Annotated in this window: 11 protein-coding genes and 1 pseudogene; 10 read left to right on the plus strand and 2 right to left on the minus strand. The window is 53.5% G+C overall.

The genetic code is table 11. The features are described from left to right. Nucleotides 1–99: 99 nt before the first annotated feature. Together ACFQ0N_RS05895 and ACFQ0N_RS05900 are read left to right on the plus strand one after the other, a co-directional pair. Nucleotides 100–528 (plus strand): hypothetical protein, encoded by a 429-nt coding sequence (locus tag ACFQ0N_RS05895; protein ID WP_379323785.1) that lies wholly within the window; start codon nt 100–102, stop codon nt 526–528. Nucleotides 529–801: 273 nt separating this feature from the next. Next, on the plus strand, nt 802–2,061 hold the full coding sequence (locus tag ACFQ0N_RS05900) for an ATP-binding protein (RefSeq protein WP_379323787.1): 1,260 nt from the start codon (nt 802–804) through the stop codon (nt 2,059–2,061). A gap of 809 nt (nt 2,062–2,870) precedes the next feature. Here the strand turns inward: ACFQ0N_RS05900 and gluQRS are convergent. After that, entirely contained in the window at nt 2,871–3,848 is a 978-nt protein-coding gene (gluQRS, locus tag ACFQ0N_RS05905) for a tRNA glutamyl-Q(34) synthetase GluQRS (protein WP_379323789.1), read from the minus strand. A gap of 132 nt (nt 3,849–3,980) precedes the next feature. Between gluQRS and ACFQ0N_RS05910 the strand changes: the two genes are divergently transcribed. Genes ACFQ0N_RS05910 through ACFQ0N_RS05920 form a run of 3 tightly spaced genes read left to right on the plus strand, consistent with a single transcriptional unit; the run spans nt 3,981 to nt 7,814 of the window. Beyond that, the gene (locus tag ACFQ0N_RS05910; RefSeq protein WP_379323791.1) at nt 3,981–4,934 is read left to right on the plus strand and encodes a tetratricopeptide repeat protein; all 954 of its coding nucleotides are present in this window, start codon (nt 3,981–3,983) and stop codon (nt 4,932–4,934) included. An 18-nt stretch (nt 4,935–4,952) separates the two neighbouring features. Further along, nucleotides 4,953–7,448 carry an ATP-dependent helicase HrpB gene (gene hrpB, locus ACFQ0N_RS05915; RefSeq protein ID WP_379323793.1) on the plus strand — a complete coding sequence of 832 codons (2,496 nt, stop codon included), beginning with the start codon at nt 4,953–4,955 and terminating at the stop codon, nt 7,446–7,448. Nucleotides 7,449–7,487: 39 nt separating this feature from the next. Further along, entirely contained in the window at nt 7,488–7,814 is a 327-nt protein-coding gene (locus ACFQ0N_RS05920; protein ID WP_379323795.1) for a DUF1294 domain-containing protein, read from the plus strand. A gap of 298 nt (nt 7,815–8,112) precedes the next feature. On the opposite strand, the pseudogene ACFQ0N_RS05925 reads toward ACFQ0N_RS05920, so the two are convergent. After that, nucleotides 8,113–8,334, minus strand: a pseudogene (locus tag ACFQ0N_RS05925) (NUDIX hydrolase); the annotation flags it as partial. A gap of 165 nt (nt 8,335–8,499) precedes the next feature. Between ACFQ0N_RS05925 and ACFQ0N_RS05930 the strand changes: the two are divergent. The 5 genes from ACFQ0N_RS05930 to ACFQ0N_RS05950 are packed head-to-tail and all read left to right on the plus strand — an operon-like array spanning nt 8,500 to nt 16,470. Next, nucleotides 8,500–9,948 carry an SWIM zinc finger family protein gene (locus tag ACFQ0N_RS05930; protein ID WP_379323797.1) on the plus strand — a complete coding sequence of 483 codons (1,449 nt, stop codon included), beginning with the start codon at nt 8,500–8,502 and terminating at the stop codon, nt 9,946–9,948. 30 nt (nt 9,949–9,978) lie between these two features. Next, nucleotides 9,979–11,811 carry a HEAT repeat domain-containing protein gene (locus ACFQ0N_RS05935; RefSeq protein ID WP_379323799.1) on the plus strand — a complete coding sequence of 611 codons (1,833 nt, stop codon included), beginning with the start codon at nt 9,979–9,981 and terminating at the stop codon, nt 11,809–11,811. After that, the gene (locus tag ACFQ0N_RS05940; protein WP_379323801.1) at nt 11,811–12,914 is read left to right on the plus strand and encodes an ATP-binding protein; all 1,104 of its coding nucleotides are present in this window, start codon (nt 11,811–11,813) and stop codon (nt 12,912–12,914) included. The genes ACFQ0N_RS05935 and ACFQ0N_RS05940 overlap by 1 nt, the downstream gene beginning before the upstream one ends. A gap of 2 nt (nt 12,915–12,916) precedes the next feature. Next, nucleotides 12,917–15,268, plus strand: coding sequence for a DUF5682 family protein (locus tag ACFQ0N_RS05945; protein WP_379324289.1), 2,352 nt, complete (start codon nt 12,917–12,919; stop codon nt 15,266–15,268). 2 nt (nt 15,269–15,270) lie between these two features. Next, nucleotides 15,271–16,470 (plus strand): VWA domain-containing protein, encoded by a 1,200-nt coding sequence (locus ACFQ0N_RS05950; protein WP_379323803.1) that lies wholly within the window; start codon nt 15,271–15,273, stop codon nt 16,468–16,470. Nucleotides 16,471–16,570 lie beyond the last annotated feature (100 nt).

The raw sequence follows: 16,570 nt of genomic DNA on the forward strand, positions 1-16,570 counted from the left end.
GGCATCTTCGATTGAAGAAACCGAAAAAATGGCCAAAGCGATTCGACCTGTGATCGTCTTACAGACATATGTATATAGACGAGTAAAGGAGTTACACAAATGAAAGAAGCGCTTAATTACTTTCTAAATGAAGAGCAAGTCTGCAACGAAACAGAAGATCCTGATGAGGGTATTGATTATATTTTTATGTTAGATCCGGAAGAATGGAAAATTCTTATGGGCGAGTGGAACGATCGTTCGATTTCTTGGAAAAGTGCTGTTACATATTTTGCAGGCTTTCGCAGATTGCCAGTCAATAAAGAGATTTTGATGAAAGCCATAAATGATGAAGCATCCAGCGTTTACGAACAAGGTCTTCTTTCTTTACATCAGACATTGACTGAAGAATGGGAAGAAACCGGAAGTACATCGATTGCACTCTCTGAACTAGAAAAGAAGACAATTTTGGAAAAGTTAGAAAAGACAAGCGATCGCTTTAGAGAGTTTCCCGAATATAACGAATTAGCAAATTTATTGACTGAAGGATAAAAGATTTGGTTTACTTTATTTCATTGAAAGTCCGGAGCGCCTACTCGATTAACCAAAGAACAACAGCAACAGTTTAAACAAACCATTGTCCTTTTAGTTCCGCATGAAGTAGGCTTTAGATATTTAGTAACGTCAGCATCGATTAACAGGTGCTGGCGTTTCTTTTTTTAAAACTTAGGGGAGTGATTTCATAAATTCCTGACAGACATCTTGGAAAAAAATGATATAATAGGAGTGATATTGTATTGATCAAGGTGAAGTCGCGGAGGGAAAATGATAAAGGATCTGCTGCTTGATATTCTTGATATTTTATTCCCGATATTGCTGTACCAATACATTGTACTGACAAAACCTATATTGAAAAGACGGTCACCTACACATCAAGTAGTTCTCGGTCTGTTATGCGGCGTTGCAATCATATTATCGATGCTACTGCCTAGTACGATTACGAATGACTTTAACGGCGATTTAAGAAATATTCCATTCATCATTTCGTTGTTATACGGGGGATTTATGGGAGGAGCCATTTCATTGGCTTGTTTTTCTCTGTGCCGTTTATTCATCCATGTTGACGGTTTTGTGGTTGCTTTTATTTCTGCATGGATCGTAATGTCGCTTACGTCTTTTTTTGTCCCCCGTTTTATGAAAAGAACGCCTCGCAATCGCTTTTTCGTCGTAAACTGCTTATTATTGTTTGGTTTTGCGGTTTCCATCTGTTCTTCCTTCCTGCAAAATCAAACCTATGACATCGTCGAAATGTCTGTAATTTTGCAAATAGCCCTGCTGCAATTGGTTACCATGTGCATGTCTTCTTTTTTAATGGAAGTAACGATTAAAACGAATACGATGCAGGAACAAATTTTGCATTCGGAAAAACTAAGCATAGCCGGTCACCTGGCGTCTTCCGTCGCGCATGAGCTTCGTTCCCCCTTAACCGTTATTAAAGGTTTCATTCAATTGTCACTGAAAAATGCCGAAGGGAGAACTAAAGATTATTTGGAAGCGACCATTGCTGAAATGAATCGTGCCGAGTATATTATTAACGATTTTTTAAACTATGCGAAACCGCAGCTTGAAAAAATTGAAATTGTCTCTGTAGCGGATGTATTCAGTCAAATGATGGACATGATCGATCCGTTATCCCAAATCCACAATGTGCAGTTAGAAATAAGTTCGGAAGATCATCTTTGGGTTCGGGTGGACAAGTTGAAATTAATTCAGGCACTGACGAACATTGTTAAAAATTCTTTTGAAGCGTCAAAGTCTCAGCAAGGGGTCGTTTCAATCCACGCATATCGAGCGGACCCATCCGATGTCTGCATAAAAATTTGCGATCGTGGATGCGGCATGACGGATGACGAATTAAACAAGTTAGGCACTCCATTTTATTCCACTCAAAACAATGGAACGGGCTTGGGGCTGATGGTCGCTTTTAAAATTATCAAAGTATTTGGCGGGACAATCAAATATAGCAGCGAGAAAGGCAAAGGAACCGAGGTATGTGTATTATTGCCCATGATAGCTAAGGATTGAAGAGGTTGGCGCCGCGCCGGGCATCATAAACAAATGGCCGCCGCGGCGCTGCTCTTCTATATGGTGAAGAAGCAAGAGAAAATATACGTGGGAATGATTTGAGTTATTATGCCCATCCAATTGGGAGGATTGGTACGCCACAAGAGGTTGCTGAAGCAATTCTCTGGTTAAGTTCTGAGAAGTCCTCATTTTAAGCCGAATAAGGGTTATCAGGTCTAAGCTTGCCCCACAACGCTTCCAATTAAATGGAAATAAAATAATTGATCCAATAATGGAACAATAAGGTGATGAAAACGATTACCATCAGGTGTTTTGTTTCGAAAAAGCTGATTTCTATAGTGAAGAGGGTTCTTCTACACGTTCCTTAAAAGGAGTTTTTAAGGATTTTTATTCCACATTAAGTTTTTCGTTGGAAATACTCAATGAATATGGTTTGCCTAAAAGCGCCTAAATAGCAGGTTCTACTCCACAAATAGTCTGCTGGAATTTCATGGAACCGATGTGGGTCAAGCTTAGTTATCAGGTTCGTTAGCGGCAGCTTAGACCTCGCCCAAAGAGATTGCCAAGCAAACGGGCAGCAAAATCGCAAAGTTAATCAAAGAGCAGCTCCAACAATGGTTTGGGCAAAGGCGAATGCGTTGAAATCCGGTAAACTGACGTATCCAAGACTGGGAAGATGTGTGTTGTCAGTTAGGATTCTCGTTTTGTCGTTTTCAGATGTTAAATTCGTTACGATTATGTTAATGCAAAGCTAGTGACCCTCGATCCGTAAGGAATCGCAACAGACGTCAACGAGGCCAAACACAAGTTTACTCGACAAGCGAGCGCATCAGCTCATCCGTCACGACAACTGGTTGGCGCGGAATGCGGCTGAGCGCGAAGTTGGACAGCAGCTCTGACGGACGCACAGGCTCTGGCCGTTCAAGCAGCCCGCTAATGGCGGCGAGGAAGCCGACGATTTTCTCGGGCGGGATTCCATGATCGCGCAAGGCGGAGAGGGCAATGCTGCCGTGCCGCTTGGCAAGCCTTCGTCCGTCCTCGCCGACGAGCAGCGGAATATGGGCGAAGCGGGGAGCCTGCAGTCCAAGCGCTTCATACAGCATTAATTGCCTTGGCGTAGAATCAAGCAGATCATAGCCACGCAACACATCCGTAATGCCCATTGCAGCATCGTCTACCACGACGGCCAATTGATAACTGATGATGCCATCTGCGCGTTTTACTATAAAGTCGCCGCCAGCCCCGGCGGGGAAGGTTTGCGCTCCGGCAGCAAGATCATAGTAGGCGATCGGTTCATCTGCGGCGGCAAAACGAAGCGATGGCGTTTTATGGCGGCGCCGCTCCTGCTGCTCGGCGCGAGACAATGCGCGGCATGTCCCTGGGTAGCTTGGCCCTTCGCTTTGCAGTCCGTGAGGCGCGCTGGCGATCGCGGCCAACTCCGCGCGGCTGCAATAGCAGGGGTAAAGCTTGCCCGCTTGTTCAAGCTTGCACAGTGCTTCATCATAAAGGCGCTGCCGCTCACTCTGTACGTAGGGAGAGTACGGTCCGCCCGTATCCGGCCCCTCATCCCAATCGAGACCAAGCCAGCGGAGATCGGCAAGCGCCTGAGCACCCAGCTCGGGACGCGAGCGCGGCTTATCGATGTCCTCCATCCGCAGCACAAATTGTCCGTTCTGACTGCGGATTTGCAGCCAAGACAGCAGTGCTGTTCTGGCATTGCCAATATGCATAAGTCCCGAGGGCGTCGGGGCAAAACGGCCTCTGACCGGCAATTCTTTCATGTTCATGCGCCTCCAAAATACAACCTGATAGCTATGAGAACTATTTCTCCATCATAATATAATTTTGATCCGGATTCGAGCCGGAATGATATAATAGGCTCCAGGTGATGAAAATGCTACAGTGAAAGAGGTGGAACGATGTTCAAGCAACGTTTTCATGAGCTGTTGCAGCAGGATAACAATGAAGGAATTATTGATCTATTGCACGACTATAGAAGTAGTCATCCGTTAACTGCCGCCGAAACAGGCTGGGTGTATTGGAACTTGTCGGACAGCTATGCTATGATGCGGGAGGTTGAGGCATTATGGAGCAATCATGAAGAGTTTGTAATTTGGGGAAAAGCGGCGCTTGATCCGCAGCATCTTCACTGGTTCGCGTCGGATGCTACGCAAGCCTTGACTTTATCGCTCGGCAATCATTTTGATACGTGGTCGGACTGGTATTTGTATGCATGTGAGCATAGCTCGGCTGAAGCCGAAAATCGGGGGCTGCGGTTTGAAAGCCATCGCGCCGCGGCAGCATCCAGTCTGATGCTCCAGCGTTTGCCGCTGCTTGATATTGCTTTGAATAATATACGTCAGCTACTCGCTGAGGACCCGTCATGGGGCAATGCCAAATTTGCCGAAATGGAGTTTTATTCTTTGATGCTTGAGCGGCACCGTCTGCACAATGACGAGACGGCTATCGATGCAATGACTCAAAAAATAGAGCTGCTGCTGGAAGATCCGGCTACATATCAAGCCTTTGCCGGGAAGTGTGAACCGGCTGAAGATTTGCTCGGCAGCCTGAAGCACTTCGAGCAATCGCGGGCGACCTCGCAGTCGTTTCTCATCTCGCTCAACAATTTGGGCTGCTCGTTGAACAAGGTCGGCCGCTACCGGGCCAGTGCCAAGCTTTTTCAGCGGTCGCTCGGGCGGGGAGCAATTTTGAATGATTATTGCGGAGCGAAATATTTATCCTCGATGTGGAGGGTTAATGGCGACGGGCAGGCTGTAATCGGGGCGATGCAGCAGCTGGAAAAAAGCAGCGGCCGCGCTTTTAAGCGGGAAGTATTGCGGGAGCACGCGCCCGAATTAATCAATTTATTGTAAGTCAGATAGGGGAAGACGATGGAACGATTGCCAATTGAATCCGTGCTGCCGGAGCTGCAGGAGCGGCTGACGGAACATAACAATATTGTACTGGTAGCCGCGCCGGGAGCGGGCAAGACGACTAAAGTGCCGCTGGCTTTGCTTGATGCGCCTTGGCTTGCGGGGCAGCGCATTTTGATGCTGGAGCCGCGGCGCATCGCTGCCCGGTCGGCTGCCCGTTTTATGGCTGCTTCTTTGGGGGAGCAGCCTGGCGAGACGGTCGGCTACCGTGTACGGATGGATACGAAGGTAGGCCCGTCTACACGCATCGAAGTGATAACAGAGGGGGTGCTGACGCGCCTGCTGCAAGCCGATCCGGCGCTTGAAGGCGTAGGACTGCTCATCTTTGACGAGTTTCATGAGCGGCATTTGCATTCCGATCTCGGATTGGCCCTTGCTTTGCAGTCGCAATTGCTGCTGCGGGAGGATTTGCGGCTGCTGGTCATGTCGGCGACGCTGGATGCTGCCCCGGTAGCTGAGTTGCTCGGCGGGGCGTCTGTCGTTGTCAGCGAAGGGAGGCAATTTCCAGTCGTGACGCATTATGCGGCACAGTCAGCCAATGCTGAGATTGAGGAACTGGCGGCGCGGACAATTGAAGCGGCGCTAAAGGAGCATGAAGGGGATATTCTGGTGTTTTTGCCGGGAGCCGGCGAGATCCGCCGTCTGGAAAGGCTGTTGGCTGCGAAAAATTTACCTTCCGCCGTTCGCATTGCGCCTCTCTACGGGCAATTATCTCCGGCTGCGCAAGACCAAGCGATCTCCGGCTGCGAGCGGGAAGCGCGCAAGGTTGTGCTGGCTACCTCAATCGCTGAATCGAGTGTGACGGTTAAAGGAGTAAGGATTGTCATCGATTGCGGGCTAAGCCGGGTGTCGCGTTTTTCGCCGCGTACAGGGATGTCGCGTCTGGAGACGGAGCCGGTATCGCTCGCTTCGGCCGACCAGCGGCGCGGACGCGCAGGCCGGGAAGCCCCCGGCGTCTGCTACCGGCTGTGGAGCGAGCAGGAGCATCGCAGGCTGAAGGCGCATAGCGAGCCGGAAATTGCCGGAGCCGATCTTGCGCCGCTGGCGCTGGAGTTAGCAGCATGGGGAGTCCAAGATCCGGGCGAGCTGCAGTGGCTCGACCAGCCGCCGCAAGCCGCTTATGGACAAGCGTTGGAGCTACTGCGGCAATTGGGGGCGATTAAGGGGCCGGCCGCACAACTGACTGAGCATGGCAAAGCGATGGCTGCGCTCGGCATGCACCCGCGCCTCGCTCATATGGTGCTGCGGGCGATCCCGCTCGGCTATGGTACGGAAGCTTGCGAGCTGGCGGCTCTGCTTAGTGACCGCGATCTGTTCCGCGGCAGTGAAGCCCGCAATGTCGATATGCGGCTGCGGCTGGAGCGGCTGCAGCAGCTATCCGGCAGCAGGGCAGCCGATGCGGAGGACGCGGGATGGAGGCGGGTAGCTGCGGAAGCGCAGGAATGGATGCGTGCGGCCGGGGTTAAGAGGGCGCGCGATAAACAGGCAGCTGCCGAATGCTGCGGCCTGCTGCTGGCACTTGCATATCCCGACCGAATCGCTCAGCGGCGCAGCGATGGGCGGTTCCTGCTGCGCAATGGCCGGGGAGCGCATATTGCCGAGCTGCAGCCATTGTCAGCCGTATCCTATATCGTCGCAGCCGAGCTGGAGGATGCCGGCACGGATAGCCGGATTCGTCTGGCAGCGCCGCTTGCGCTGGCTGAGCTGAAGCAGTATTGTGCTGATCAATGCGTCGAAGAGGCGGAGATCGTATGGGATGATAGCGCCTGCGCTGTGCGCGCGCGTCAGCGGATAAGGATCGGGGCGATCGTCCTGCAGGAAGGGCCGCTGCACAATGCCGATCCGGACGCGATTGCGCAGGCGCTGCTGGCGGCAATTTCGGCGCGCGGCGCAGGTATGCTCCCTTGGACGAAGTCGTCGCGGCAGCTGCAGGCAAGGATGATGCTCATGCACCATTACAATCCGGAATGGCCGGATGTGTCTGACGTTACATTGGCGGCTGCGGCCGAGGAGTGGCTCGCTCCATATATTGGCGGCATGCGCACGCAGGCCGATCTTGACAGGCTGAATCTTGTCATGATACTGGAAAACAGGCTCTCTTGGCAGGAGCGGGAGCAGTTAGAGCGGGAGGTGCCGACTCATATCGTTGTGCCAAGCGGCTCGAAGATTGCAGTAGACTACAGCAATCCTGAACTGCCGGTGCTGGCTGTACGACTGCAGGAAGTGTTTGGCTGGAGCGAAACGCCGCGCATTGCCGGAGGCAAGCTGCCGATTACACTTCACCTGTTATCTCCGGCGCAGCGTCCGGTCCAGGTGACGAGCGATTTGGCAAGCTTCTGGGCAAATGCGTATTTTGAAGTGAAAAAAGATTTAAAAGGCCGTTATCCGAAGCATTACTGGCCGGACAATCCGCTGGAAGCTGTAGCTACGAGGCGGGCCAAGCCGCGGCAATAACCCGCCTGCGGCTTGGGTATTGGATTAGGAGGAAGGCAAGTGAATGCGAATATGGAATGGAGCACGGAGATGACGGCCATTGTACTGGCAGTCTACCTGTTCTTGATGAACATTGCGGCTTTTGCCATGATGCACAAAGATAAAACGTTTGCCCAGCGCAAGCGGCATCGCAGAATACCGGAACGCAGGCTGCTGCTGCTGGCATTTGCCGGCGGCTCCTTAGGCGCTTATTTGGCGATGCGAATTTACCATCATAAAACGAAGCACCCGCGGTTTGCCGTAGGTATACCGGTTATGCTGCTGGCTCACATCGCGATCATCTTAGTGTTATGGTACAGTTATGGCGGCAGCGCGAGCGGCCGGTGAGTACCGACTAAATGGATTTCCTACAGTTCGTTTTTTGTTTTGTTCGTTAGATAGCCGGACTAGATGGAAAACCTACAGTTAGAATGGGAGTTAGCGATGGATAGACTCGATTTGGCCCGAACTAGCTGGATGATTTCCAGTTAGTTCGGCCAAATCGTCTGTTCTGGCGTATATACCTACATAAAATCCAGTTAGTATTGGGGTAAAGGAAGTCGAGATCAGCTTATAAGGTTGAGCTCTATGTACTCTACTGACGTATATTCTGTGCAACAATCGTACCTCAGCCCCTTCTTTTTCACTATCCGAGGCGGGTAATCTTCTCCTCAACTTCCTCAACTGCACATCCGCAGTCCTCATCCCAGACGATTGAAATTTCAAACGTTCCCGGCTCGAAAAATAGCGGGAAGCGGCGTTTGAACCAGGGCTGCATCGGCAGCTCCAGCGCTTCATTCATGCTGACCCAGGCAAGTTCTCCTTCCGGAGGGTTTTGCAGCAGCTCCCCTTCATACTTTGTGACTATACAGCAAGTTGGCATAACTCAAAAAGTCCCCCCATTTGAATAATTTGTTCAAAATTTGTTCGCTTTTTGTTCGCAAAACAGGACTTTTGGCCGGGGGAGCTGACAGAATATGACGTGTTATGATGGTAAGGAGAGGAAAACAAGGAGAAGCCAGGAGGGAGACAAATGATTACACTGACAGAGTCATACATAGATGCATTGGCTCCGAATGATTCAGCGGTGAAAAACGGGCGCGGGCTTGTGAAAAAGCGCAGCTTTGTCCAATTGAACAAGTCGGAGGACGGGACGCTTCTGTTTGCCGAGTGCAAAGGCAGCGGCAGCTCCAATTATCAATGCTCTGCAGATTTTATAGATCCGGATAAACCGGTATTTCGTTGCTCATGTCCGAGCCGGCAGTTTCCGTGCAAGCACGGATTGGGACTTTTGTACGCCTATGCGGGCAATGAGACGTTCGAGATTGCCCCAATACCCGAAGATATTTTATCCAAGCGTGAAAAGGTGGAAAAACGGGAGGAGCAAAAGGCGCAGAAAGCTGCTGAAGGCGCAGAGGCCAAACCGAAGAAGGTCAATAAGTCTGCACTGAAGAAGAAAATTACCGCCCAACTGGAAGGGCTTGATTTATTGGAAAAGGTTGTTGATTCACTCGTTCGCGGCGGTCTCGGCACAATTGATAAGAAGACGGTCAAAGTAATCGACGGCCACGTCAAGCAGCTGGGCAATTATTATTTGCCGGGAGCGCAGACAGCGCTGCGACGCTTGGTGCTAATGCTGGCTGAAGCCGGTGATGACCGCGAGGCGGTCTATACAGAGGCGATGGAGCAGCTGACTGTCATGCACGCATTGATCAAAAAAGGGAGAGCGACCTTGTCCGCCCGCCTGGAGACACCGGATATGAAGCCCGATCACGAAACGACGATTGAGGAATGGCTGGGCCATGCATGGCAATTGAGCGATTTGAAGGAGTGCGGGCTGACGAGCGAAAATGTCGAGTTGGTGCAGCTTTCCTTCCAATCCTATAACGATGCCGGGCGTCAGGAGTTCGTCGATTTGGGCTTTTGGCTGGACCTTGCTGCTGGAGATATTCATAAAACATTGCATTACCGTCCATACAAGGCGGCCAAGCATATCCGCGAGGAGGACAGCTTTTTTGAAGTTGCCGCGGTGAAGGAACTGTACCGCTATCCCGGTGATCTGAATCGCCGGGTGCGCTGGGAGTCGCTGAGCAGCCGTCCGCTGCAGGACGCGGATTATGCTGCAATTGCCAGTGCAGCACGCCGCTCCTATGCCGATGTAGTGAAGCTGGTCAAAAACCAGCTGAAAAACCCGCTCGCAGACAAACGTCCGGTGCTGCTGCTGCATGTTGCCTCTGCCGCCCAAACGGCGGAAGGCACATATGTGATCGGCGACGAGCAGGGGCAATATTTGACGCTGGGCGATGCGGCCGCGGCAGGCAGCGCGCAACGGACGACCCATTTGCTGCCATATCTGGAACCGGAGCTGCTTGCAAATTCGGCGATGCTGGTGATGTTTCATCATTGTCTGGACAGCGGACAATTGCTGGGACAGCCGCTTTCTGTTATTGGTCAATCACGTATTACGCGGCTGCTTTATTAATCGGCCGGCAGACAAAGGAGGACAATGCAAATGAGTACGGCATTGCTGCAAGATTTGCACCAGGAAGTAAGACGGATCTACATTGCCGGCAGCGATTTGGCGACAGGCGATTTTCGCTTGAAACGCATGCTGCCGCAATTTGAAAAGCTGGGTGAGCGGGCGCCGGTGTTTAAGCGGCTCGGCGATATGATTCAGGCTTTGATCGAGCCGGAGCAGCAGAACGGGGAGCGTAAATCGTCAACCGAGCTGCTCCAGGACTTGGGCTCATTGCTTGGATCGGTTTTGTACACGCAAGGAGCGACGGCGCCTGCAGGAGAGCTGCAGCCGATTGCGAGCAAGCCGACCAAACTGCAGACTTCGGCGTCATACCGGAAGCTGGCGGCGGTTCAGGAGGCACTGACGACAACGGGGAGCGGGCGTTACGAGATCGTCGTCAACGCTTTTGAGATGGGGCTGTTCCATGATATGCGCATGATTGAGCTGGCGATCGCCGCTTTGGGCGACCCTTACGCCGAGCTTGCTGATTACATGGAAGCTACCGTGCTGCCTTCGCTCGGATCGGACATTATTCCGCTGCTGCTTGAGCGATTTAATCCGGCCGGCGGGAAGCTCGATGCCCGCAGATTGAAAGTAATTGCTGGGATTGACCGTGATGGGAACGAGGAATTGCTGTACAGCGCGGCTCAAGAGGGAGCGGACGAGGTGCGGGTCGCGGCGATTTCCCTGCTGCACGGGCTGGAAAAATATGAAGAGCAGCTGATCGAGTGGTCGAAGGATAAGAAAAAGGCGGTGCGCGAAGCTGCTTTCAATGCTTTGTCGGCATTAGAAACGGAAGCGGCGGTTAACCGCATTTTTGCCGGGTTGACAGGCAAGGACGCCGAGCTGGCGGCCATCGCTGCCGCAGACAACAACTCGCTGCAGCTGATGAACATGATTATCGCGGAGCTGCGAGCAAGGACAGAGGCGCTCGTTGCGACTGAGCAGGAAGCGAAGAAGCAGGAAAAAGCCGTGGAGCAGCTGTGGTATTTGTCACAGGGGCTTGCGAATAAACAGAGTGAAGAGCTGCATAACATTTATGTCGGCATGCTGCGGCAGCCGATGTTTTTGCTGGCGCCATGTTTGTCTATGGCCCACAGGGCGGCGGAATATTTGGCCGATTACGGGACGCCGGAAGCTGTCGATCTTCTGGAAGAAATCGGAAGGCAGGACGACCAGTTTATTGGATACGGGCTTCGAGGCGCCTTCCGCACGCTGTCGCCTGCACAATTCTATGAGCGGTTTGCGCTGGTCCCGGAGGGGACGGTACAGGCAAAGCGCAGCAAAAAATTTGTGCGCGAGCTGATGGATTTTATCAAGGATCAAGTAGCGGACACAGGCTACGAATATATCGACGCGCCGTGGGATGGACCCGGCGAGCAGGAAATGGTCTATTTCTTGCGCGGGCTTGACGCAGAGCAGTTGGACAGCCAGTGGGATATGCGCTGGCTGGATTTTGCCATCGAACGCAATGAGCTGCAACTCGTCTCGTTGCTGGCTGTGCCTGGACATAGCAAGGCGGAAACCTTTTTGCGCTACAAGCTGGCCAAAAACCCCGAGCTGCGGAACCGTTTTGCCGGATATCTACTGCTTGGCCTGCAACGCATAGGAGCGGAAGACCTGTCCGAGCTGATTATGTCGGCGCTGGAGGATAAGCGCAATCGCGACGATCTGTACAGCATTGAAGGGCATATTTGGGAAATGATGATGCAAATGCCGGCATCTTACCGGGAACGGATGGAGGCTATCCTGCCGAAATTCCGCTATCATGCTAAAAAGCAAATGGAATATTTGGTATCTACAATGGGAGCGGGAGGAAATGAGTAATGGGAAAAAAAGAGCAGGCTGAACAAAATTTGATGCGTCTGCCGGCCGAGCGGCTGTATGCGGCCGAGCTGGAAGCGCTGATTGCGGCAGATAAAGGAAAAGTTCCGACTGGCTGGCGGATGTCGCCCCAGTCGGTGCTCACTTTCATTTGCGGGGGTAAAGCAGGGGATACCGTCATTATGCCCAAATATATCGGCAACCGCCGGCTGGTGGAGATGGCGATTGCTACTTTGGTCACCGATCGCGCGCTGCTGCTGATCGGCGAGCCGGGGACGGCGAAATCTTGGCTGTCGGAAAACCTGGCAGCGGCGATTCATGGCGATTCCGGCAAGGTGGTGCAGGGAACGGCCGGCACGAGCGAGGAGCAGGTGCGCTATTCCTGGAACTATGCGATGCTGCTGGCCAATGGGCCTACGCCGGAAGCGCTCGTGCGCAGCCCGATTATGCGGGCGATGGAGGCGGGCGGAATTGCCCGCTTCGAGGAAATTTCCCGCTGCGCGTCCGAGGTGCAGGATGCGCTGATTTCGATTTTGTCGGAGAAGACGATTTCGGTCGCCGAGCTCGGCAAGGAAGTTTCCGCGCAAAAGGGCTTTGCGATTATTGCAACCGCGAATACGCGCGACCGCGGCGTGAACGATATGTCCGCCGCGCTTAAACGACGCTTCAATATGATCGTGCTGCCGACGCCGTCCGATTTGCAGACCGAGGTGGAGATTGTGAAGAAGCGGGTGGCGGAAATTGCGGCGTCCTACGATTTGCAGGCCGCTTTGCCGGCCGATGAGGCTCTGCATAAAGTAGTGACGATTTTTAGGGAGCTGCGCAGCGGCATGACGCTCGACCGGAAAAATAAAGTGAAGTCGCCAGGCAATACGATCTCCACAGCGGAGGCGATTTCGCTGCTGACGAACAGTATGGCGCTGGCGGCGAGCTTTGGCAATGGCGAGCTGTCCGACGAAGATTTGGCTGCTGGACTGCAAGGGGCGATCGTCAAGGACGACGACAAGGATCAGGTCGTATGGAAGGAATATTTGGACAATGTGATGAAGAAACGCGGAGCCGAATGGCGCGGGCTCTATCAGGCTTGCAGGGAGATGAATTCGTGAGTGTGAGCGGGAAGACGGAGCGAGCGGTACATATTTTCGGGGTACGGCATCTGTCACCAGGCGGCGCGCAGCATCTCAAGCAATTCCTGCACGATATTCAGCCGACGGCTGTACTAATTGAAGGGCCCTCCGATGCCACCCCGGAAATTCGTCACTTGGTCAACAAGGCAACAAAACCGCCTGTCGCGCTGCTTGCCTTTACTGCCGATCTGCCTATGCGGACGGCGATGTGGCCGCTCGCCGTCTATTCGCCGGAATATCAGGCGATGAAATGGGCGGAAGAGCAGGGGGCTTACTGCGCTTTTATCGATCTGCCCTCCTCTGTCATGCTGGCGCTGGAACGAGAGCAACGCGGGAGCGATGAAGGTGGCGAACGCGATGAGGGCGATGAAGGCAACAGCGGCGAGGCAGCAGCGCAGGAAGAGGAGCGCCTGCATTCCCGCTCGCTGTATGACCGGATCGCCGAGCTGGCGGGCGAGCATGATTATGAAATGTACTGGGAGCGGCATTATGAGCATAATTTGAGCCGCGACGCTTATCGTCAGGCTATTTTGTCCTCCTCTGCCCAAATGCGCGAATGGACGGAAGAAGAGGAATGGATAACAGACAGGAAAGAATATGCTTACAATGCATTGCGCGAGCTGTATATGCTATCGCAGATCGAAGCGGCAATTGCGGCAGGACATGCCCCGGAGCGCATTGTCGTCGTCTGCGGGGCGTATCATGCTTCGGCATTGGCGACGCTGCCTGCCGGGATGACCGATGCTGAATTTGCCGCATTGCCGAAAAGGAACACGAAGCTTACTTTAATGCCGTATTCGTATTATCGCTTATCGTCGATGTCCGGCTACGGTGCCGGCAACCGGGCGCCGCTCTATTTCGAGATGATGTGGGAGGCGATGGAGCAAGGGCAGCCGCAGGACTTGGCTTACCGCTACCTGTCGCAGGTTGCCGGCAGGCTGCGCAAATCTGGCACGCACCGCTCGACGGCCGAGGTGATTGAAGCGGTGCGTCTGGCACAGTCGCTGGCCGCGCTTCACGAGGGCAGCGCTCCAACGCTGCGCGATCTGCACGATGCGGCCCAATCCATTTTTGGACACGGCGAGCTGTCCGTTGTCGCGGAGCCGCTAGCCAGCTCCGATGTAGGGACGGCAATCGGCGAATTGGCCGAGGGCGTAAGCCAGACGCCGATTCAGGACGATCTTAATCGCCAATTCAAAAGGCTGAAGCTGGACAAGTACAAGTCGGCCGTCGCCGCTGATCTGGCGCTCGATCTGCGGGAGAATCGCCGTGTCAAGTCGGAAGAGGCAGCGTATCTGGACCTGCACCGTTCTGTGCTGCTGCACCGGATGCAGCTGCTCGGCATTACATTTGCGAGAAAGCAGGCGAGCGGGCAGGATAGCGCGACTTGGGCGGAACATTGGGTTTTACAATGGAAGCCGGAAGTTGAAATCGAAGTGGTAGAGTCGACGCTGCTCGGAGAGACGATTGAGCTGGCCGCAGCCTTCCGGCTGCAGCAGCGGCTGGAGAGCTGTACAGCAGTGTCGGATGCCTCGGCTCTTATTCGGGTGGCATGCGAGTGTGCGATGCTGTCTCAAATGGAAGCTGCCCGCGAAACGCTGCAGAAGCTGGCGATCGACAGCCAGGATGTCGGCCAAATTGCCGGCGCGGCGCATCAACTGGCCATCATTATCGGATATGGCGATATTCGCAAGCTGGATACAGCGCCGCTCTTGCCTTTGCTGGAGCAGCTGTTTTTGCGGGCATGCCTTTTTCTCGTCGACGCCTGCGGCTGCAATGATGAAGCCTCGGGCGCGCTGCTGACAGCGATCAATGAGCTGAATCAAATTGCCCAGGAGCATCATGAGCTCGTCGATGAGGCGCTGTGGGTGAAGGAGCTGCACCATCTCGCCAGCCGCGATGACCGTAATCCGCGTCTCTCGGGCTATGCTTGCGCCATTTTGCTGGAACGCGGCGAATTGTCGGTTAGCGAATGTGCGGAGGAAGTGTCGCGGCGCCTGTCGCCGGGCGTGCCGGCCGATCTCGGTGCTGGATGGTTCGAGGGGCTGTCGATGCGCAATCGGTATGGCCTGTTATCGCGGCTCAGTCTTTGGGAGCAGCTGAACGAGTATATTGCAGAGCTTGACGATGAGGAATTCCGCCGGGCGCTCGTCTTTTTGCGCCGCGCCTTCAGCAGCTTTAACAGCAGGGAGAAGACGATGGTCGCTGAAATGCTGGGCGAAATCTGGGGCGTTGACGCCGAGACGGCAGCAGAAGTGCTGACCGGCGAGTTGAAGGAGGCCGAGGAGCAGATGCTGGACGACTTGAACGATTTTGATTTTGGAGATTTGTAGCGATGAACAATGAACGAAGACAAAAGCAATTGATACGTTGGCGGCTCCTCCTCGGCCAATCGGCTGAGCAGCAGCTGGAGTCGTACTGCCAGGGCGGCGGGATCGGTCTCAGCGAGGAAGAGCAAGTGATGGATGAAGCGCTAGCCTCTTTGTATGATGATACAGACGTAGAATCGGGAACGCCGGAAGCCCGTTCGGCAGGGCTTGGCAGGTCGGCGCCGCGGTTGGCGAAATGGCTTGGCGATATCCGGACCTTTTTTCCCGAAGATGTCGTCTCCGTCATCCAGAATGATGCGATTGAACGCAAGGGGCTAAAGCAGCTGCTCTTTGAGCCGGAAGTGCTCGGTAAGGTGAAGCCGGATATTCAGATGGTCGGAACTTTGATGTCGCTCAAAGGAAAAATTCCGGAAAAGACGAAGGATACGGCGCGCATGCTCGTGCAAATGGTTGTAGAAGAGCTGGCGAAGCGGCTGGAAAGCGATATCCGCCGCGCGGTGACAGGCGCTCTGAACCGCAGACAGCATACGCCGCTGCCATCGGTCAGCGGGATGGACTGGAAACGGACGATTCAGCGCAATTTGAAGCATTACGATCAAGAGCGGCGCAAGCTCATTCCGGAAAAGTTTTACTTTTTCGATCGGGCGCGCAAAAGCCAGGAATGGACGGTCATTCTCGATATTGACCAAAGCGGCTCGATGTCCGACTCTGTCATTTGGGCGTCGGTCGTCGGCTCGATTTTTGCCAGCATTCCGGCCTTGCGTACGCGGGTTGTTGTCTTTGATACCGAGGTCGTTGACTTGACGGAGCAGTGTGCCAACGATCCGGTAGATATGTTATTTGGCATTCAGCTTGGAGGCGGCACCGATATTAACAAATCGGTTGCTTATTGCGAGCAGTTTATAGAAGAGCCTGCGAAAACGATCTTTATTCTCATCTCGGATATGTGCGAGGGCGGCAACCGCGCCGCGTTCGTGCGGCGTATGCGCGAGATGCGCGAATCCGGTGTGAAGACGATGGGCTTGCTCGCTTTATCGGATGGCGGGGAGCCTTACTACGATGAAGGGATAGCCAAGGCGCTCTCCCGTGACGGAACGCCATGCTTCGCCTGCACGCCGCAGCTGCTGCCGGGCTTTGTAGAGGGGGCGCTTAAAGGCGCAGATTTGTATGAGCTGGCGAAACGGGCTGGCACCAAGCTAGTTTAGCTCTGGCCGCTGGCCAATGAGCCGTTTGATGGCCCAGTTGTTGTATTTTACAGCAATTGGGCCATTTTCTTTGTTCCGCAAGCAAAAAGTGAAGTCGCCA

This window comes from Paenibacillus sp. GCM10027626, from assembly GCF_042676285.1.
Classification (GTDB): domain Bacteria; phylum Bacillota; class Bacilli; order Paenibacillales; family Paenibacillaceae; genus Paenibacillus_Z.

Coding starts and splice junctions, on each gene's coding strand:
- ACFQ0N_RS05895 (WP_379323785.1), top strand. CDS start 100: ATGAAAGAAGCGCTTAATTACTTTCTAAATGAAGAGCAAGTCTGCAAC.
- ACFQ0N_RS05900 (WP_379323787.1), top strand. CDS start 802: ATGATAAAGGATCTGCTGCTTGATATTCTTGATATTTTATTCCCGATA.
- gluQRS (WP_379323789.1), bottom strand. CDS start 3,848: ATGAACATGAAAGAATTGCCGGTCAGAGGCCGTTTTGCCCCGACGCCC.
- ACFQ0N_RS05910 (WP_379323791.1), top strand. CDS start 3,981: ATGTTCAAGCAACGTTTTCATGAGCTGTTGCAGCAGGATAACAATGAA.
- hrpB (WP_379323793.1), top strand. CDS start 4,953: ATGGAACGATTGCCAATTGAATCCGTGCTGCCGGAGCTGCAGGAGCGG.
- ACFQ0N_RS05930 (WP_379323797.1), top strand. CDS start 8,500: ATGATTACACTGACAGAGTCATACATAGATGCATTGGCTCCGAATGAT.
- ACFQ0N_RS05935 (WP_379323799.1), top strand. CDS start 9,979: ATGAGTACGGCATTGCTGCAAGATTTGCACCAGGAAGTAAGACGGATC.
- ACFQ0N_RS05940 (WP_379323801.1), top strand. CDS start 11,811: ATGGGAAAAAAAGAGCAGGCTGAACAAAATTTGATGCGTCTGCCGGCC.
- ACFQ0N_RS05950 (WP_379323803.1), top strand. CDS start 15,271: ATGAACAATGAACGAAGACAAAAGCAATTGATACGTTGGCGGCTCCTC.